The sequence below is a fragment of the Acinetobacter sp. YH12043 genome (assembly GCF_013419915.1).
Lineage (GTDB): Bacteria > Pseudomonadota > Gammaproteobacteria > Pseudomonadales > Moraxellaceae > Acinetobacter.
Genome location: NZ_VOZD01000041.1, coordinates 1 through 18579, shown reverse-complemented (window position 1 = coordinate 18579; position 18579 = coordinate 1). Strand labels below are relative to the sequence as shown.

Below are 18579 nucleotides of genomic sequence, written 5' to 3'. Positions count from 1 at the left end.
CAATTACGCAAAATAATTCGGTACTATTAAACATCGGGACTAGAGTTTTAAGTTTTGTGTGGTAACTCAACTGATGGCTCTAGTCCTCTTATTTTTCAAGTCAATTTTTTATCCGCGATTCGGGTTATCAATATTCTTATTAACCACCTTATATAAGTTTTATCTTTTAATGGGTGATATTGAGTAAAACGAGTAATGATCATTAACTGAATTGAATCGCTACAAAATATGTAACGATTCTAGTTTAAAACCAAATAAAAAATATTTTAATAATAATTATTAAATTTAAAAACAATAATTTATGTCAGTAAAAGTATATATTTTACTTTAAAATCTTCTCAAATATCCCCCCTCTTTTCCTGCTTGCAATTAAAGCTTTTCAGTCACATGATTAAGTGATCAAGGCTGTATATCAAGTGAGTAAAATCATGACGCCTGAACAACGCTTCCAAGCCATTTTGGCCCAATCCAAGCAGCATGATGAAGAAAAATCCCAGCGCTCAAAGCTGGAAAATAACCTGATCGTGCTCAGTCATGAACTAAAGGAACTCGCAGAACGCATTGAGGAACAAGTCACTGATCTCATCTTCGCTGAAATGGATCATTTTCTAGAGTCCCAAGGCTGGAATTCAGAATTTATTAATACCAGAAATAAAAGATATACCCTGAATGAAAAAAATATTTATCTCAGCGCACTTAAGCCAGCGATTGGAAAATTTTTATTTGTGATCAAGCATGACCTATTTGAAAGTACTGAACATCAGGTGGAAGCCTGCTTTAAGGATAGTACGACCTTGAGTCATTTTAAAACTGCCATGCAAGGTGGAGATCTTAAAAATGATATTCCGATCAAGGCGCTTGAAGAATGGTTAAAAGGCTTGCAGTTGACATTGCAAAAATTAAAAGCTGAAAGTAACAACCTCCAGGCTGATGGTCTAACCTATGAAGTGATCAAGGTCGGTCAGATCCATCATAAAAGACTGCCTAACTTTATCGAAGCCTTTTTATCCATTCTGGAGCATAGATAAGCCTGTTTAAAGTTAGGGTTGGTTTTTAAACTTTATTTACAGGCGCTGTAATTCATTGACCGCACTTCCCTGTTCTGCGAGCCATTTCGTGCGTCGCTGGAACAAGGCTGGAGCAGCCTGATTGACCTGATCAATTAAGATTTGTAGATCAGCACGTACCAGTTTTCGGTTTTCTACCACCACTTGGCCGTTCACCATGGTCATATGCACATCTTGTCCTTGGACTGCATGCACCAGATTGGTATGTAAATTAAATAGTGGTCCCTGATTAATTAAAGGCGTCATTCTCGGTGTCGCAAGATCTACCGCAATAATATCAGCAAATTTCCCAGCTTCTAGCGAACCAATCTGATCCTGCATGCCTAAGGCTTTGGCACCTGTCCGAGTTGCCATCTGACAGACAGACCATGAATCCAGTGCTGCAGCATCTAAACCGGAAAACTTCGCCAATAATGAAGCAGTTTTCATTTCTTCAAACATATCCAGATTATTATTTTCTTTCTCGCCGTCAGTACCTAATCCTATAGCAATGCCATGTTTAAGCATTTCCGTAATGGGGGCGGCGCCAGATGCCAGTTTCATATTCGATATCGGGTTATGTGCGACACCAACATTATAGTGTTTTAAAATTTCGATCTCTGCTGAATTGGCCCAGACACAATGCGCTAACAGGCATTGAGGTACATCCAGCATGCCCAATTGTTCCAGCGTCTGGATCGGGCGCACGCCATAACGTCGAAGGTTTTCTTCAACATCAAACTTGCTTTCGTTGCTATGCGTGTGAAAACCCGTCTGATATTCATGACACATTTTCTGGATACGTGCCAAGGCTTTTTCTTCAGCATAAAACAGATGTTCCAAGCCGACCCAGACCTGAATTCGCCCATTTGCGGCTTGATGCCATTTTTGAATTAAAGCTTCATTACTATTGAGGGTTTCAAAATAGTTGTGATCTGGATGTTCAGCCACATATGGCACCAGCACTGCACGTATACCGAGTTGCTGTGCGGCCTCAGCACTACCTTCCATATAACGCCACATATCCACAATGGTAGTCGTGCCGGATAGCAGCGCTTCGGCATAGCAGAGATAAGAGGCAATTTTGGAATCTTCGGGAGTCACTACCCGATGCATCGGGTCAATAAACTGTTGCAACCAGTTCCAGACTGGCAAACCCTCAGCTGTACCGCGTAGCAGGCCTGAGTGGCAGTGGGTATTAATCAAGCCCGGCATCAATAAACTTTTAGGATACTGGGTAACTGCAGCTTCAGGATATTGCTGAGTTAATTCCTGTAATGTTCCTACCTGCTTAATAAGAGCACCATCAATCAGGATGGCACCATCTTTAATACAGTCCAGGTTGGAGTTCATGGTCAGGACATAATCTGCGCTTATAATTTTCATAAAGTAATTCCTGAGATTTGTCCGATTAAGGGCTAAAGGTTTTGCCGAGTGACGCTGGTAAATTGAGTTTCAATAACTTCTTGTCACGTGAAATGAGGACTAAGACGACAATGGTTGCGATGTATGGCAATGCCGATAACAGTTCATTCGGTACTTCTAGACCCAGCGCTTGGGCATGAAACTGCAAAATCGTTACACCACCAAATAGATATGCACCCAACATCAAGCGCGTTGGTTTCCATGCAGCAAAAACCACTAATGCAATTGCAATCCAGCCACGTCCTGCGACCATATTTTCAATCCACATTGGGGTATAAACCGTAGATAAAAATGCACCACCAATACCAGCCATTGCACCGCCAAACATGACTGCACCATAGCGAATCGCTAGCACGTTATAGCCCATGGCATGTGCACTTTCTGGAGATTCCCCAACAGCTTTCAGTAACAGGCCTAAACGGGTTTTACTCAGTACCCACCACACCAGCACAAAAGCAAGAATGGACAGATACACCACATAGTTTTGCTGGAACAGGACTGGCCCTATGAATGGAATATCAGCGAGTCCCGGAATTTTTAGGTTTTCCAGACCCGGTAAGGCCGTACTGACATAATTCTGTCCTAGAAAGGCTGAAATCCCGATCCCAAAAATAGTGAGTGCCAGACCACAGGCGGATTGATTGGTGCTTAAAGATAAGGTAAAAAATGCAAAAATTAGTGCCATCAATGTGCCTGCCAATCCGCCCATAAATAAGGCGCTGGCGACACTGGCTTCATACTGGCTAGCGAAAGCAAATCCAGCAATGGCACCGACCAGCATCATGCCTTCTACCCCAAGATTGATGACACCGGTACGCTCTGCTACCAGCTCACCCAGCCCGGCAAAGATCAATGGCGTTGCCGCAGCGACAGTTCCGGCAACAATTGCGGTTAATTCAATACTCATGTTGTTATCCTTCTTCTGTCTGGATCAGGCTGCTTGCGCAGTGGTCATGGTTTTTTTGACTTTCTTTTTGGCAAAACGGTAGCGGTTTTCAATCAGGGCATCTGAAGCCAACAGGAAAAATAAAAGCAGGCCCTGGAAAATTCCGGTAATCGCGACTGGGAGTTGCAACTGCATTTGTGCCAGTTCGCCACCTAAATAGATCAGCGCCATCAGGAAACCTGAAAGTACGATTCCAATTGGATTTAGTCGGCCCAGATAAGCCACAATAATGGCTGCATAACCATAACCTGGTGAAATATTCGGATTGAGCTGGCCGATTGGACCTGCAACTTCACAGATTCCGGCAATCCCCGCCATCAGACCTGAAATTCCCAAACTTAACCAGATGGCTTTTTTTGCTGAAAATCCTGCATATTGAGCTGCCAAAGGTGCCTGACCACTGACTTCCAGTTTATAAGCCATCAGACTCTTACGGATAAAAACCCAGAACAGCACCACTGCGATGATCGTGATAAAAATTGAGGCGTTAATCCGTGTGCCTTCCATAATCAGCGGCAGGGTCGCGCTTTCCGAGAACATTAAGGATTGTGGAAAGTTCATGCCATCTGGATCACGCCATGGACCATTGACCAGATACATCAGCAGGAAAAATGCCACATAGTTCATCATTAAGGTGGTCAAGGTTTCTTGCGCATTAAAATGGGTTTTTAGCAGCGCTGGAATCAGGCCCCAAATTGCACCACCAATCGCACCCATAATCACCATCAAAGGTAAAATCCACCAGCCGATCTGCTCATGAAACAGGATGGCAATACCACCGCCAAAGATGGCCCCCATAGCCAACTGCCCCTCAGCACCAATATTAAACAGACGGGCACGAAACCCAACAGCCAGACCCAAGGCAATTAAAATCAGCGGACTGGCTTTAATTATCAGTTCACTCAGGTTATAGACTGAAGTCAATGGCTCAATAAAAAAGATATATAAAGCCTGAGCAGGATTCACCCCAAGCATTAAAAACAATAGGCTACCTACTGCCAGCATGGCGAGTAATGCAAGCACGGGTGAGAGCCATTTCATTAATTGAGAAGGATGTTCTCTAGGTTCTAATAAATGCATATTTACACCTCTTCTCTACGCATGCGCTTCATGGACAGGCTCGGATTCAGCCAATATTGCTGGATCTGCCTGAATACCTGACATGAGCAGGCCAATCTGTTCTGCATTGGTATTTTTAGCCGGGACAGGTGCTGACAGCTTTCCACCAGCCAGAACACAAATCTGGTCGCTAATTTCAAACAGTTCTTCCAGCTCTTCCGAAATCACTAAAATCGCAACGCCTTGGCGGGAAAGATCAATCAGGGTTTGACGGATAAACATCGATGCGCCGACATCAACGCCCCAGGTTGGCTGGGAGATGATCAGCACTTTCGGCTGTTGCAGGATTTCACGCCCTACAATAAATTTTTGCAGATTGCCGCCCGAAAGGCTGCGGGCTTCCGCTTGTGGCCCTGCGGCTTTTACTCCGAATTTTTCGATACATTGCTGGGCAAAAGCGACAGTTTTCTCAAACTGGATAAAGCCCCATTTGTTTAAACCCTGACGAAAAGCAGTCAATAAAGTGTTTTGTGCCAATGTCATATTCGGCACAGCACCACGACCTAAACGCTCTTCCGGAACAAAGCCCAATCCTAGATCACGTCGCTGACCTGCACTGAGTTCAGAAATGTCATGATCTAATAGAAAGACTTGACCTTTTTTCGCCGTTTGCTCACCGGAAAGCAGAGCCAGTAATTCAGATTGACCATTACCCGAAATACCAGCAATGCCCAGAATTTCACCGGAATTTAGGTTGAGTTGAATATTGGATAAGGACACACCAAACGGATCATCAGTTTCGTAATTCAGGTTTTTTACCTGAAACAGCGTGCGATGTTCGCCTGTATATTCAACATGCGCATACGTCGGCAATTCCCGGCCAATCATTAATTTGGCCAGTTCACTGGTACTATTTTCAGAAGGCAATACATAGCCGGTGACTTTGCCATTACGCAGAATCGTCGCTTCATCACAGAGTTCTTTGATTTCATGCAATTTATGGCTGATATAAAGAATTGAAACACCTTGCGAAGCCACCAGTCGCAAAGTTTTAAATAACTGACGTACCGCTTGTGGGGTTAATACGGAGGTCGGTTCATCTAAAATGAGTAAGGAAGGATTTTGGAGTAGACAGCGGATAATTTCGACCCGTTGTCGCTCACCAACCGATAAAGAAAAAACTTCACGCCGTGGATCTACCGGTAAGCCATATTGTTCTGATACTTCGGTGATTTTAGCCCCTAAGCTTTTCAGGTCTATTTTCTCATCCAGACCTAATAAAATATTTTCAGCCACAGTCATAGTTTCAAACAGTGAGAAATGCTGGTACACCATACCGATGCCCAGTTTTCTGGCCATCGACGGACTTTCTATCTGTACTTCTTTGCCATTCCAGACGATATGACCGCTATCTGATTTCGTGGCGCCGTAGATGATTTTCATCAAGGTACTTTTACCAGCACCGTTTTCACCCAAAATGGCATGAATTTGCCCAGGTTGGACTTTTAAATTAATACTGTCATTTGCTTTCAATGAGTTATAGCTTTTGCTGATATTGATCAGCTCCAGTCGTGGAATTTGCTGCTCATTGAGCGATGACATTTCGATGTCATTTGACATGTGAGGCAGATCGCTCATAACTCAGTCTCCACTCATTTTGGCCCAGTCCATAAAGTGATTCATGGACTGGGGGATGATTTTTCAGGATTTACTTTCTTTTATTTTTAAGTCATACAAATAGTGAAAGAATTATTTAGGCAATGAACCTTCAACTCCTTTCACATAGAAGTTCATTTTTCCAAGCGCTTCATCTGTCATTTTTCCGCCCTTGGCAATCACCAAAGTTCCATCCTGTTTATAGATTGGACCCTGGAATGGATGTAATGTGCCTTTATGAATTGCACTTTGTGCACTTAAAGCGGACTGTTTCACCTTGACAGGAACAGCAGGCCCGAAGTTTTCAATTTTCACTGCATCCTGTTTTACGCCATACCAGAGAGCAGCAGGTTTCCAGGTTTTATTAGCCACTTGCTGCATTGCTGGTGTATAAATTTTTTCCCAGTGCAGTACTGAAGCAGCCAAATGCGCTTTAGGACCAAATTTGCTCATGTCTGAATCCCAACCAAAGGCATAAACGCCTTTTTGCTGGGCAGCTTGCACCACTGCTGGCGAATCTGTGTTTTGCATCAGCACATCAGCTTTTTGAGAAATCAGTGCCAAAGCCGCATCACGTTCTTTACCCGGGTTAAACCATGAGTTCACCCAGATGACTTTGGTTTTGACTTTAGGATTGACGCTTTGTGCACCCAAGGTATAGGCATTAATATTACGAACCACTTCCGGGATCGGGAATGAGGCTACGACACCCAAGGTATTAGTTTTGGTGGTTTGCCCTGCCACTACACCCAGCATGTAAGCACCTTCATAGGTACGTACATCATAGATGCCTAGGTTTTTCCCCTGCTTATAACCGGTCGCGTGCATGAATATGGTATTGGGGAACTGCTTCGCGACTTTTTCCATCTGGTTCATATAACCAAAAGAGGTCGCAAAAATCACTTTATTGCCCTGCTGTGCCAGATTACGAATCACACGTTCAGCATCGGCCGTTTCAGGTACATTTTCGATATAAGTCGTTTTGAATTTTCCGCCCAGAGCTTTTTCAGCTTTAATACGCCCCTGATCATGTGAATATGTCCAGCCATGGTCACTGGTTGGTCCAATATAGACAAATGCAGCTTTATCGACTGCAAAGCTCTGACTGCTGATCCCCAAACCCATAATTGCAGCCGCAATTACAGGCAGTGAAAATTTTTTCATTATCTTTTTATGTTTGGACATATTCAGCATAAATTGCCTCCGTGAATGCCATTTGAGTTTTATAAATAGCGGCTTTAAAAGATCTGAATCGACATCAAAAATTTTACTGATTGCTATATTTCTATTAATTAGCAACTTCTATTCCAATTCAGTTCAAAAAATAGAACAGGTGGATTGCAAGACACTTATAATTTTTAGAATGATCTGTTCTTTTATTTATTTTTATAAATTACAATTATTTACTACCAAGTATTGAGTATAAAAAAGTTGAACAGTTAAGAATATAAGCCGAGAAATATAGATATCAATCTAAGACAATGAGTAAAGTTGCTAGAAAACCAAGCTCAGCTCAAGGTTGAGAAATTAATAAAGTTGAAAATTTAAAAATTCTTGTGATTTTCTTTTGATCTGCGCTAGATAAGTGCGTCAGCTCTAAATCGTGTGCGCCAATAAATGGCTTATAATTGGCAATGCACTGAATGAATAAAATGGATTTTTAAAAATAGAAAATTAAGGAAAGTATTTTTAGAAAATAGAGACTGGATTGCAGGGTTTTAAGTTGAGCCTACAATCCAGAAAATCTGTTTTTATGGTCTTATAAATAATATAAATAAAATGAAGTAGAATTATAAAAAGAATAATTTCAAATCTTCACCGAGATGACCAGAAGTCTTTTTGCAATTGAACCGTTTCCTGTTCAAGTTCCATGATTGGTCCAATCAGCTCAATATTCTTCTGACCATGAGCAAAAACATACTCAGCAGAAACACTCATAGTCGGATTCTCATTGTGGTTTCCAGTACATTGCAATAATTTTTCTTCGGTCATGGCATAGACCACCCGCCCGATATTGGCCCAATAAATCGTTCCAGAACACATGCAGCAAGGTTCAACTGCCGTATATAAGGTGCATTCAGCCAGATAATCCGGCGTAAAATTGCTGGCTGCGATCCGGGCTAAAGTACTTTCTGCATGGTTGACCGTATCAATATTACATTGGGTCAGTAAAACCGTTTCATGATCAGGTGCAACCAGCACCGCACCAAAAGGATGATGGCCTAAAGACATTGCCCGCTTGGCAACCTTATTGGATAATCTTAAAAAAGATAGCATTTGCTCATGGCTAGGCTGTGGCATAAATTACTCTAAAATTAGTAGTTCAATGGTCATAGCTCCTCTAAAAAGAGGATTTTCGACATATATGGAATAAAAAAGCACCCCAACAGACCAGGGTGCATAAAGGAGGAAATTTAATTTAAACAATATAGCGTTTGCTTAGGCCCCATTCCCCCAGAATGCGGCGATAAGTTGTCGAAGAACGGTCAGCTTCAAAATGTGCTTCCATAGTGATATCCAAAGGTAATTCTTCTGGTTTCTGGCTTTCGACCATGTCCTGATCTTCAGCAAAAATCTGTGCGTTAAAGTCATAAACCGCTTGCAGATCACCAGTCGTATCAAAATTACGGGTCAATGGCACAAATAAACGGGTTTTATTGTGAGATACCGGACAGCAGGCATTCAGAATTTTCAGGATGCCATTTTCCGGAAAATGCACTGTTAAAATCGCTGAAAATGGTGGATAGACATCAAACACACGTTTCCACAAGAATCCTTCTGGGGCCAGATGCTGCAGGCCATGCGGATAATTGCTGACATCGCTAACATATTCTGTATGCAAGCCATAAGGAGTGCGCAAAGTGGAATACTTTTGCACGATCGGATTATCACGTGAAGCGAAAGATTCATGATGCACCCAGGCAAAATGCGCCACATCAATAAAGCCTTCCAGCTGCCGGCCACTTGAACCACCGCTATCAACAAATGGCGGTAAGATCGATTGGTGCTCTTCGCTCTCCCAGGTATCCAGATCAGGGAAATTAGCTTCTGCCTCATCCCGGCTAAACAGGCTTGTCCAGACCAGACCGTATTTCAAGACTACTGGAAACTTGGTTAAGGTAAAACGATCCGAAATGTTGGTTAGTTCTGGTTGAGCCGGTATTTTGGTGCATTTTCCTTGAGTGTTGTAATGCAGACCGTGATAAGGACAAATGATTTCTTCACCCTTTACCCAGCCTTTGGTTAATGGCACACCACGATGCGGACAGATATCACGAACCAGATGAATGCTGCCACTCTCAGTTTGATATAGGGCCATCTTCACATCCAGAAGTTGTACCTGCTGTGGCGTAGTACTCACATCCTGAATACGGGCAACTGGATACCAATGCTGAGCCAGGATATTCCAGTCTGATGGGTCAAAGCCGCTACAGTGCGGTTGACTGAATAAATTAAGCACCGGGATCGCATTCATAGTTCACTCACAAATATTTATTGCATGACAACGGCTTAAATTTTTATTTCATTAAGCTGCCTTGTTGTTCTTTTATAAAATTAGCCAAATGCCTGTTCTACTGTCTATTAGAATGTTTCGTAGCCCGTGTTCCAAAAAATAGAACACAAAACTTTTACTGTTCCATTTCTTTGAAAATTGGCACAGAAATCGCTTATCCACTTACATAGAACCAGAATCACTTAGTTTCTAGCTGAAAATTATGTGATTAAAACGATGTGCAGGTGGATTGACGTGATTTTATGAATATTACTTTTTCAAGATTTTCAGAATATTTTATTGCCGTAGCCAAAACAGGCAGCCTCAGAAAAGCAGCTGATCAGCTTTATATTTCTGTCTCCGCGATTCATCGTCAGATCACTCTGGCAGAAGAAGAATTTGGCATCGTGCTTTTTGAACGGTTGCCGAGTGGCCTGAAGCTGACATTAGCGGGTGAATTGCTGTATGCAGATTTACTCAAATGGCAAAAAGAATTCCATCAGACCTGTGTACGTTTTGATGAAATTCAGGGTTTATCACGCGGCAGCATTGAACTCGGACTCATTGCGGCACTCAGTGACGGTTTCGTTTTAGATTCTCTACAATATATGTATGAAAACTATCCCTGGATCAATTTCAATATCCAGATTCAGGAAAGTGATACCGTCTCTAAAATGATTATGGATGCTGAAGTTGATTTTGGCATTCTGCTCAATCCTAAAAGTCATAATCAGCTCGAAGTCATGTCTTTTGTGGAAATCCCGGTTGGATTTGTGATGGCCAAATCTCATCCTTTAGCTCAGGCAGAAAAAATCTATTTTTCCGACACTTTATACTTTAAGCATCTCATTCCCTGTGCCCCTTTAATCATTCATGACTATGTCTATAGCCTGTATAAACATCACCAATTTATGCCACAGCAAAAGCTGGAGTGTAATGACATTCGCATGATTACCTCTCTGGCAGAGCGCAACTTAGGGATTGGGGTACTGTCCTATATCGATGCTTTGCCTTATTTAGAACGTGATGAACTGGTGTTTAAACCGATCATTGAAAAAGGTATGCATCCACTGACCCTTGCCCTTTGTGTGGCACCGAAACGGCAAATTTCCCGTATCTCACAAATCATGATGAACCATCTGATCGACCAGATGGAAGATTTGAAAATCAAATTACAACAGCTCAATGCCTCATGTGCTGCCTGATTCATGTGCAGCACAAATAAAACTTATTGGAAAAAAGATATGACAACCTTATGGATTAAAAATCCTCTTGCTGTATTTACCGCAAATGATCTGGATGCCCGTGGTGGCTTGGTCATTCGCGATGGCAAAATTATTGAACTGGTGGCTTTGGGACAAACCCCAGCATCGCCTTATGACCAGTTCTTTGATGCCCAGAATTTGGTGATTACACCGGGACTGATTAATAGCCATCATCATTTTTATCAGACCTTGACCCGTGCTTGGGCTCCCGTGGTCAATGCGCCGCTATTTCCATGGCTAAAAACCTTATATCCGGTCTGGGCCAAATTGAATACTGAACAGCATTATCTAGCCACTCAAATTGCATTGTCTGAATTACTGCTTTCCGGTTGTACCTTTGCTGCGGATCACCATTATCCGTTTCCACAGCAGCTGTCCGATGCCATTGATGTTCAGGTTGAAGCATCAGAACAATTAGGGATTCGGGTCATGCTGACCCGAGGTTCCATGAGTCTGGGTGAAGATTCTGGTGGCTTGCCACCGCAGCATACCGTACAGGATATGGACACCATTCTGCTGGACTCAGAACGGTTGGTGCAGAAATATCACCAGCGTAGTGCTGATGCGATGGTCAATATTGCGCTTGCACCATGTTCACCATTTTCAATCACCCAAGAAATTATGCGAGAAAGTGCTGCACTGGCAGAAAAACTGGATGTACGTCTGCATACCCATCTGGCCGAAACACTGGATGAAGAAGAATTTTGTCTGTTTAAATTTGGCATGCGCACCGTCGATTATCTGGAAAGTGTAGGCTGGCTTAATTCCAGAACCTGGCTGGCGCATGGCGTTCATTTTGATGCCGATGAGATCCAACGCTTAGGGCGGGCTCAAGTCGGTATCTGTCATTGTCCGCATTCCAATATGCGTCTGGCTTCAGGGATTTGTCCAACCATGGATCTACTGGAAGCAGGAGCAGTCATTGGTCTAGGTGTGGATGGCTCTGCTTCGGGTGATGCGTCTAACCTGATTCTGGAAGCTCGGCAGGCGATGTATTTACAACGTTTAAAATATGGTGCAGAAGTGATTACGCCTGAACGTGCTTTAACCTGGGCCACACAAGGCTCGGCACAGGTACTGGGACGTGAAAAGCACCTAGGACAAATCGCAGCAGATTTTCAGGCAGATTTAGCTTTTTATAGTCTGTATGATGTGCGTTTTTCAGGGATTCATGATCCGATTGCCGGCCTGTTACTGTGCGGTGCAGACCGTGCCGAACATGTCATGGTCAATGGACAATGGGTGGTTAAAAACCGGGAAATTCTGAATCTGGATCTTGAAGCGGTTCAGGCTGCACATCGTCAGGCAGCGAAAGCTTTACTTGCGGCCTAAAAAATTCATTAGCGAATTGCTGTTATTTAAATATAAAAAAGCCCTTCATCATTGAAGGGCTTTTTGCCAAGAGATTAAACGCAGAATTAATCTAAAGGATTGCCAATAATATTGCTGATAATCCCTTTCATGATATGCGGTCCCTGCTCTTTACGCAGTTCTTCATACCATTCTTTGGTCACGGCTTCATCTTTCATATGTGTCACATCACAGCGTTTACGTGCACGCAAGACCAGCTCATTGGCACGCTCATTGCGTTTGTTCTGATAGCGTTTCAAGGCATCTTCCAGACCCAGCGTATTAATCTGTAAAGAACGAGCCAGATAGATTGCATCTTCCATGGCCTGGCAACCACCCTGACCAATATCCGGTGTGGTGCTATGTGCGGCATCACCAACAATTACAACACGACCTTTATAGAACTGGGCAAACGGTTCAATATCATAAATTTCAACCCGATTGGTTTTCTGTTCATCCAGCGCGTCAATCAGATGCTGAACCGGCGCACACCAACCTTCAAAATACTGTTTCAATAAGGTTTTATATTCTGCCCGATTATTCTCTAAACCGACCGGCAACGGTACATCAAAGAAGAAATAGAATTTTCCGTCTGCCACAGGCATCAGCGAAACGCGCTTACCTTGTCCGACAAATGTGGTCCATTGATCTGCCGGAGTAAGCTTTTCTGAAATTTCTACCAGACCATTCCAGTTGACATAACCGGCATAGCGACGAGAAACCTGTTCACCCAGTACATAGGCACGGGTAATGGAATGGGTTCCATCTGCGCCAATCAGTAGGTCTGTTTTAATTTCTGTACCATCCGCAAATTTAACCAGAACACCGTCTTTCTGTTCTTGCAGCTCAACCATCTTCTTGCCCAGCTGAATATCTTCACGGCCAAGCTCGTCCATCAACATGTTCTGTAAATCAGCACGTGCCACCGGATATGGACGTTGTCCCACTTCTTCAATCAAAGGCAATAAACTGAACTGGGTCATGGTGTCGCCCGTCAAACCATCAATATAGGCCAGTTGATCCATCTGGCCGCCAAGCTTGGCGACCTGTTCAGTTAAACCCAGATAATTCAAACATTTTACCCCATTTGACCAAAGTGAGATTGCTGCGCCCACTGGTAAAATCTGTTCTGCCTGTTCATAGATGGTGACTTTATGCCCAAACTTTTTTAGTGCAATTCCTGTGGTCAATCCCCCTATCCCTGCACCAATAATTGTAATCTCCATCTATATGCTCCTCTCAAAATTGTGTTTCTTCCTCCCTGTGTAGCTAAAAGCGTGCCATTTCGAAAATAATGCACTGATTTTTCTCAAAAGTTGGCACAAGCCGTGCATTCATCTATTCATTAAAAACCTGTTTTTATAAGGTCTTTCAGCAGAATTACAGACTTTTATAAAAAATTAGATTCACGTTAAACATAATTTGAATGGAAGATAGTTATGGCAACATTATTTGCACCCATTTTCGAGATCCCTGCCCATATCCAGCAGCTTACCAACTTGGCTGATAGCCGGATTGGTGCAGAAATTCTTGAATGTTCAGATGATTTTTTTGCTGAAGCAAAACGAATGTTGCAATTTGATGCACCAATTTTTGTTGAAGATAAATTTGATAATCATGGCAAATGGATGGACGGCTGGGAAACCCGCCGCAAGCGTCATGCCGGCTATGACTGGGCGATTGTCAAACTGGGGGTAGCTGGAACCATCAAAGCACTAGATATTGATACCACATTCTTTACCGGAAACTATCCAGCTTCTGCTGCAGTTGAAGCCTGCTATGCACCAAATGGTGACTTAAGCACCGCAACCTGGCACTCAATTTTACCAAACAGTATATTAGGTCCGAGCCAGCATCATATTTTTAATATTGATTCAGACGAAGTCTTTACACATGTACGCCTAAATATTTTCCCTGACGGGGGTGTAGCTCGCTTTAAAGTCTATGGTGAAGTAAAAATTCAGGTTCAGGACAGCAATCAGGTGATTGATCTGGTCGCTCTGGAAAATGGCGGTCGTGTCATTGCCTATAGTGATGCACACTTTGGTCATCCACGTAATCTGATTAATCCGGGGCGTGGCATCAATATGGGTGATGGCTGGGAAACCAAGCGCCGTCGTGCACCCGGCTTTGACTGGTGTATCTTGGCTCTGGGTCAGAGTGGTCAGATTGAAAAAATTGAGATTGATACCGCGCATTTTAAAGGTAACTTTCCTGCTCAAGTCTCTATCCAAGCGATTTATATTGAAGATGCGACTGACCAGCAGTTAATTCCGCAAAGTATGTTCTGGCCATTCCTGCTTGAAGCACAAGAGATGCAGATGGATCATATTCATAGCTTTGTTGAGGAAATCTTAAAACAGGGAAAAATTTCTCATATTCGGGTGAACATGATTCCGGATGGTGGCATTAGCCGGATTCGACTGTGGGGAAAAGTTGCCTGAGTAATTATATCTATGAGCATGCAAACCATAAAAATACAGCCCTTAACTGCTGAAAGTTTCTTGCCTTATGGCGAGGTCATTGCCTGCGAAGGCAATGATTTTTTCCATATTAATGATCAGCAGACCGAGCGTTATCATGCTCTGGCGGTTGCTGAAACAGATGCTAAAGTTGGTCTAAGTATTTTTAGAAATATTCAGACTACAGCCATTCCATTTGCAATCGAAATGCTGGAACGTCACCCTGTCGGTTCACAAGCGTTCATCCCGATGCAGGGCCAGAAATTTTTAATTGTGGTTGCGCCTAATCTGGATCATGAAAAGCCTGATCTCAGTCAAATTCAGGCTTTTATCAGTAATGGTACACAAAGTGTAAATTACCGTGCCGGTACCTGGCATCATCCTTTGCTGACCTTTGAAGCTCCGAGTGATTTTGTGGTGATCGATCGGATCGGCACTGGTCCAAACTGTGATGTTTATACTTTTCCTGAAAAGATTTTTATCGAAAATTAAGCCCATTAAAAAGCCCTTATTGATAAGGGCTTTTTAATTTCTTATTTCTTATTTTAGAAATGATATTTCACTAAAGCACTCACGTTATTTTCATCTGCATCCGCAATACCGTATTTGTTATTCCAAACCGAATGCTCAATACCGAGATATAAATTGGTGTCAGGAGAAATATGCTTGCCGACATTCCATTTCCACTGAGTCGTCCAGTTCATCTCGCTCGCATGATCATCTTCAGCAGTTGACCAGTCCAGGAAGCCATCTACTAGGAATTCTTCAGTACCCAGTTTAAATGGCACACCATAGGTCAAGGTGAGCTGATAGTCGTCTTCCATATTTTCGTTATTTACACGATAAAGATTCACGCTGGCATAATTGAATTTTGGAATAGCCAGGTCGAAACCTACGCCGTACAGGAAGTTATCAAAACCTTCACCACCTTCCCAAGTCGTTGCCACTAAAACATCTTTCACTGGACCAAATGCCAACTTCTGACCTGAGACTTCACCCAGACTTAAACGTGGTGAAAATTCAAAATAGCTTGATTTAATATCGTCAGAACCACGCATACGGTCAATGAAAAAGAAGACATCTGCATATTTAACTTTTGCAGCGTATTCAACAGTTAGGGTTGCCTGTTTTTCATCTACAACTTCATAGTTTTCCCCATAAAGCCCAGTAACGCTAAAATCCTGCCAGACTGGTTTTGCCTGTGCAGATGCTGCACCCCATGCAAGTAATGTTGCAGCAGCAACTTGAGTAAATTTCATAAATAAGGTTCCCCAATGGAATTAAAAATCTCATTCTGGATTAAGCAAGAACAAAGCCAACTTTTTTAATTTTTGATAAAAAAGCCCATGACTGGCATGGGCATATGGAGGAAATCATACTTTAATGCAGCGTTTCTGCAATCTTTTCCGGAACCTCTGTTTTCGACTTGAACATTTGCAGATGTTTAAACAGAATGTTTAAAAGGATCGCCATTAAACAGGTTGAACTGATGCCAGAATGAAATAGGGTTTGAAACCATTTTGGAAAATTAGCATAGAAAGAATAGTCAATAATCGGGATCATGCCGGCTGCAATTGAAGTTGCAACAATAATCAAATTCTTTTGCTCGTTATAATCAATTTTTGCCAGAGTTCGGATGCCGCTTGCAGCCACTGTACCAAATAGCACCAATCCTGCACCACCAAGTACCGGAACCGGAATTGCGGCGATTAGTCGGCCCATAATTGGAAGTAATCCCAAAACCACTAAAATCATACCGCCAGCAGCGACCACAAAACGGCTTTTAATCCCGGTAATGGCTACCAGCCCGACGTTCTGTGCAAAAGCACTTTGCATGAATGAACCAAAAATCGGTGCAACTGCACTTGAGAACATATCTGCACGCAGACCATTGGAAATACGTTCTGAATCTACTTTGGTTCCAACAATTTCACCCACAGCAATAATATCAGCTGTTGTTTCAGTCATAATCACCAGCGTCACGATCAGCATGGAAATGATTGCACTGAGTTCAAAAGTTGGCATGCCGAAAGCAAAGAAACTCGGAAATTGTACCCATGCACCATTGCCGACTTTACTAAAATCGCCAAAACCAAACAGATAAGCCAGCATTGAACCCAATACGATCGCCAATAAAATAGACAGGCGACGAATCGAGGCATTTCTACTCAAGTTTAGACAGATCACAATAGCCAAGGTCATCACGGCCAAACTGATATTTTCTACACTTCCCCATTCAGGTGCATTTTTATTGCCCCCCATCATCCAGCGAACGGCTACGGGTAAAAGTGATAAACCGATAATCGTGATCACACAGCCGGTCACGACTGGCGGGAAAAAACGGATAATTCTAGAAAAATAAGGCGCAAGGAAGAAACCAATTAATGAAGCTATGATGACTGCACCATAAACAGCTGATAAGCCGCCACCTGTAGTTACAATCGCCACCATCGTCGCCACACCCGCAAAGGAAACCCCTTGTACCAGTGGCAATTTAGCCCCGATATATTTCATTCCAATGGTTTGTAAAATCGTAGCCAGACCGCCAACAAACAATGCAGCCGCAATCAATAAACCGATTTGTGTAGCTTCCAAACCTGCGGCAGTACCCACAATGAGTGGTGGTGCGATAATACCACCGTACATGGTCAATACATGTTGCAAGCCATAGGCTGCACTTTTGCCTGCGCCCAGATATTCATGTTCTGGTGAAATGTTTGTGCTTTGTTCTGTCATTCTTTTTCTCTCCCTGAAAGCTTGAATAAAAAAATCAGCTTCCGCGATATGTGGAGTACGCGAATGGGCTGATCAGTAAAGGAATATGAAAGTGCTGAGAGGCATCTTTCACCTGAAAATGAATGACTGCTTTAGGAAAGAAAGTTTCTAGACCTAAGCCTTCAAAATAATCAGAAGTAGCAAATTCAAGACTGTATTTACCTTCCTCAAATTCGGTTAAACCAAAATCTGTGACTCGACCATCTGCATTGGTAAATGCTTTTCCGAGTAATTCACCTTCTTCATCAAAGAGTTTGATTAAAACATGTGCTGCAGGTTTACCGAGATGCGTATCTAAAATATGAGTGCTGATCATGCTTGCAGCTCCTGTGACAGTCTTAATAAAGCGATTTCCGCCAGTTGCGTATGGACAATACCTTTTTCGGTTTCCGGATCATTAACTAAACGGTCTTTCAAGGCATTCAGCACTTCTTGGCTATTTAAACCAGCCGCTTTAATCAGGAAGATATAGCCATATTTTTTTTCATAAGCAATATTGCCTTCTAGCAAAGCTTGCTGAGTTGCTTCGTCCTGAGTTATCGCAGCCTGTTCACGATTGGAAAAGTTTTTTTCAACTTCGCTTAATTCAGCCTGTGCCTTTTTTTCGCCAATACGTGGATGATTATCCAAAGCTGCTTTGATTTCGTCCCAGGTCCAGGTTGTAGCCTGTTGTCTGGCTATATTCAATACATCTTCAACAGATGTATAAGGACGCTTTGCTTCAATCTGGGTCGACCAGCTCGGTATTTGCACACAGTGCTTTAAAAAGGTAATGGCCTCTTCTAGAGATGCCTGATTAAATTCAACGAGTTGCACTATTAAATCGCCTGATGATATTCATTTTTTGTTCAGTACAGGTTTTGCAATAACAGTGCCAAATCGTCTTGATCTTATATTTTTATATGATGTATAAAGCAAAAAAAGAGAACTCAAGGTTCTCTTTTTTAATAGGGTGTGTTGACACTTTTAGCTTATAAAAATAGCGAAGTAGTAAAATCAAATCGCCAAACCCAATTTTACTATTCGCTATGCCTCGTACCATGCTGACAGATCAACACTGGCAAAAGTTGAAAGTTATTCTGCGTAATTTATCCATTCACCA

At 42.6% G+C, this 18579-nt stretch carries 17 protein-coding genes and 1 pseudogene; 6 read left to right on the top strand and 12 right to left on the bottom strand.

Annotated elements, in window-relative coordinates:
- The first annotated feature begins 428 nt into the window (after positions 1–428).
- Positions 429–1028, top strand: a complete 600-nt coding sequence (locus tag FTU01_RS14795) for a hypothetical protein (RefSeq protein WP_180032307.1) — start codon at positions 429–431, stop codon at positions 1026–1028.
- 36 nt (positions 1029–1064) lie between these two features.
- Here FTU01_RS14795 and FTU01_RS14790 read toward each other — a convergent pair whose 3' ends face one another.
- The 7 genes from FTU01_RS14790 to FTU01_RS14760 all read right to left on the bottom strand — a co-directional run bounded on the left by FTU01_RS14790 (position 1065) and on the right by FTU01_RS14760 (position 9607).
- On the bottom strand, positions 1065–2432 hold the full coding sequence (locus FTU01_RS14790) for an amidohydrolase family protein (RefSeq protein ID WP_180139839.1): 1368 nt from the start codon (positions 2430–2432) through the stop codon (positions 1065–1067).
- Between the two features lie 25 nt (positions 2433–2457).
- The gene (locus FTU01_RS14785; RefSeq protein ID WP_159123035.1) at positions 2458–3378 is read right to left on the bottom strand and encodes an ABC transporter permease; all 921 of its coding nucleotides are present in this window, start codon (positions 3376–3378) and stop codon (positions 2458–2460) included.
- A 24-nt stretch (positions 3379–3402) separates the two neighbouring features.
- The gene (locus tag FTU01_RS14780) at positions 3403–4497 is read right to left on the bottom strand and encodes an ABC transporter permease (RefSeq protein ID WP_180139836.1); all 1095 of its coding nucleotides are present in this window, start codon (positions 4495–4497) and stop codon (positions 3403–3405) included.
- A 15-nt stretch (positions 4498–4512) separates the two neighbouring features.
- Entirely contained in the window at positions 4513–6114 is a 1602-nt protein-coding gene (locus FTU01_RS14775) for an ABC transporter ATP-binding protein (protein WP_180069206.1), read from the bottom strand.
- A gap of 111 nt (positions 6115–6225) precedes the next feature.
- Positions 6226–7257 (bottom strand): BMP family ABC transporter substrate-binding protein, encoded by a 1032-nt coding sequence (locus FTU01_RS14770; RefSeq protein WP_257226111.1) that lies wholly within the window; start codon positions 7255–7257, stop codon positions 6226–6228.
- 690 nt (positions 7258–7947) lie between these two features.
- Complete coding sequence (locus FTU01_RS14765; protein WP_159123033.1) at positions 7948–8433, bottom strand: nucleoside deaminase; 486 nt, start codon at positions 8431–8433, stop codon at positions 7948–7950.
- Positions 8434–8551: 118 nt separating this feature from the next.
- Entirely contained in the window at positions 8552–9607 is a 1056-nt protein-coding gene (locus FTU01_RS14760; RefSeq protein ID WP_180139833.1) for an aromatic ring-hydroxylating dioxygenase subunit alpha, read from the bottom strand.
- Positions 9608–9888: 281 nt separating this feature from the next.
- On the opposite strand from FTU01_RS14760, the gene FTU01_RS14755 reads away from it, so the two are divergent.
- Both FTU01_RS14755 and FTU01_RS14750 read left to right on the top strand, forming a co-directional pair.
- Positions 9889–10830 carry a LysR family transcriptional regulator gene (locus FTU01_RS14755; RefSeq protein WP_179992549.1) on the top strand — a complete coding sequence of 314 codons (942 nt, stop codon included), beginning with the start codon at positions 9889–9891 and terminating at the stop codon, positions 10828–10830.
- 39 nt (positions 10831–10869) lie between these two features.
- Positions 10870–12222, top strand: coding sequence for an 8-oxoguanine deaminase (locus FTU01_RS14750; RefSeq protein ID WP_180139830.1), 1353 nt, complete (start codon positions 10870–10872; stop codon positions 12220–12222).
- An 86-nt stretch (positions 12223–12308) separates the two neighbouring features.
- Here the strand turns inward: FTU01_RS14750 and hpxO are convergent, their stop codons facing one another.
- The gene (gene hpxO / locus FTU01_RS14745; protein WP_180139826.1) at positions 12309–13466 is read right to left on the bottom strand and encodes an FAD-dependent urate hydroxylase HpxO; all 1158 of its coding nucleotides are present in this window, start codon (positions 13464–13466) and stop codon (positions 12309–12311) included.
- Between the two features lie 213 nt (positions 13467–13679).
- Here hpxO and alc point away from each other — a divergent pair, with 213 nt between their 5' ends.
- Positions 13680–14684: an allantoicase gene (gene alc, locus FTU01_RS14740; RefSeq protein WP_125278689.1), complete on the top strand. Its 1005-nt coding sequence runs from the start codon at positions 13680–13682 to the stop codon at positions 14682–14684.
- 12 nt (positions 14685–14696) lie between these two features.
- Positions 14697–15194: an ureidoglycolate lyase gene (locus tag FTU01_RS14735; RefSeq protein ID WP_175967571.1), complete on the top strand. Its 498-nt coding sequence runs from the start codon at positions 14697–14699 to the stop codon at positions 15192–15194.
- Between the two features lie 53 nt (positions 15195–15247).
- Here the strand turns inward: FTU01_RS14735 and FTU01_RS14730 are convergent, their stop codons facing one another.
- The 4 genes from FTU01_RS14730 to uraD all read right to left on the bottom strand — a co-directional run bounded on the left by FTU01_RS14730 (position 15248) and on the right by uraD (position 18293).
- Positions 15248–15961: an outer membrane protein OmpK gene (locus FTU01_RS14730; RefSeq protein ID WP_179992546.1), complete on the bottom strand. Its 714-nt coding sequence runs from the start codon at positions 15959–15961 to the stop codon at positions 15248–15250.
- 121 nt (positions 15962–16082) lie between these two features.
- On the bottom strand, positions 16083–17438 hold the full coding sequence (locus tag FTU01_RS14725) for a nucleobase:cation symporter-2 family protein (RefSeq protein ID WP_180139823.1): 1356 nt from the start codon (positions 17436–17438) through the stop codon (positions 16083–16085).
- A 34-nt stretch (positions 17439–17472) separates the two neighbouring features.
- A complete protein-coding gene (gene uraH / locus FTU01_RS14720) occupies positions 17473–17793 on the bottom strand; it encodes a hydroxyisourate hydrolase (RefSeq protein ID WP_005235589.1) in 321 nt (106 codons plus the stop codon).
- The gene (gene uraD / locus FTU01_RS14715; RefSeq protein ID WP_180018258.1) at positions 17790–18293 is read right to left on the bottom strand and encodes a 2-oxo-4-hydroxy-4-carboxy-5-ureidoimidazoline decarboxylase; all 504 of its coding nucleotides are present in this window, start codon (positions 18291–18293) and stop codon (positions 17790–17792) included. Before uraD ends, uraH begins: the two co-directional genes overlap by 4 nt.
- Positions 18294–18505: 212 nt before the next feature.
- Here uraD and FTU01_RS14710 point away from each other — a divergent pair.
- Positions 18506–18579: pseudogene (locus FTU01_RS14710) on the top strand (IS5/IS1182 family transposase); the annotation flags it as partial.

Bases quoted from the DNA above. Each gene is read 5' to 3' on its own strand.
- FTU01_RS14795 (WP_180032307.1), top strand. From the start codon at position 429: ATGACGCCTGAACAACGCTTCCAAGCCATTTTGGCCCAATCCAAGCAG.
- FTU01_RS14790 (WP_180139839.1), bottom strand. From the start codon at position 2,432: ATGAAAATTATAAGCGCAGATTATGTCCTGACCATGAACTCCAACCTG.
- FTU01_RS14785 (WP_159123035.1), bottom strand. From the start codon at position 3,378: ATGAGTATTGAATTAACCGCAATTGTTGCCGGAACTGTCGCTGCGGCA.
- FTU01_RS14780 (WP_180139836.1), bottom strand. From the start codon at position 4,497: ATGCATTTATTAGAACCTAGAGAACATCCTTCTCAATTAATGAAATGG.
- FTU01_RS14775 (WP_180069206.1), bottom strand. From the start codon at position 6,114: ATGAGCGATCTGCCTCACATGTCAAATGACATCGAAATGTCATCGCTC.
- FTU01_RS14770 (WP_257226111.1), bottom strand. From the start codon at position 7,257: ATGGGTTTGGGGATCAGCAGTCAGAGCTTTGCAGTCGATAAAGCTGCA.
- FTU01_RS14765 (WP_159123033.1), bottom strand. From the start codon at position 8,433: ATGCCACAGCCTAGCCATGAGCAAATGCTATCTTTTTTAAGATTATCC.
- FTU01_RS14760 (WP_180139833.1), bottom strand. From the start codon at position 9,607: ATGAATGCGATCCCGGTGCTTAATTTATTCAGTCAACCGCACTGTAGC.
- FTU01_RS14755 (WP_179992549.1), top strand. From the start codon at position 9,889: ATGAATATTACTTTTTCAAGATTTTCAGAATATTTTATTGCCGTAGCC.
- FTU01_RS14750 (WP_180139830.1), top strand. From the start codon at position 10,870: ATGACAACCTTATGGATTAAAAATCCTCTTGCTGTATTTACCGCAAAT.
- hpxO (WP_180139826.1), bottom strand. From the start codon at position 13,466: ATGGAGATTACAATTATTGGTGCAGGGATAGGGGGATTGACCACAGGA.
- alc (WP_125278689.1), top strand. From the start codon at position 13,680: ATGGCAACATTATTTGCACCCATTTTCGAGATCCCTGCCCATATCCAG.
- FTU01_RS14735 (WP_175967571.1), top strand. From the start codon at position 14,697: ATGAGCATGCAAACCATAAAAATACAGCCCTTAACTGCTGAAAGTTTC.
- FTU01_RS14730 (WP_179992546.1), bottom strand. From the start codon at position 15,961: ATGAAATTTACTCAAGTTGCTGCTGCAACATTACTTGCATGGGGTGCA.
- FTU01_RS14725 (WP_180139823.1), bottom strand. From the start codon at position 17,438: ATGACAGAACAAAGCACAAACATTTCACCAGAACATGAATATCTGGGC.
- uraH (WP_005235589.1), bottom strand. From the start codon at position 17,793: ATGATCAGCACTCATATTTTAGATACGCATCTCGGTAAACCTGCAGCA.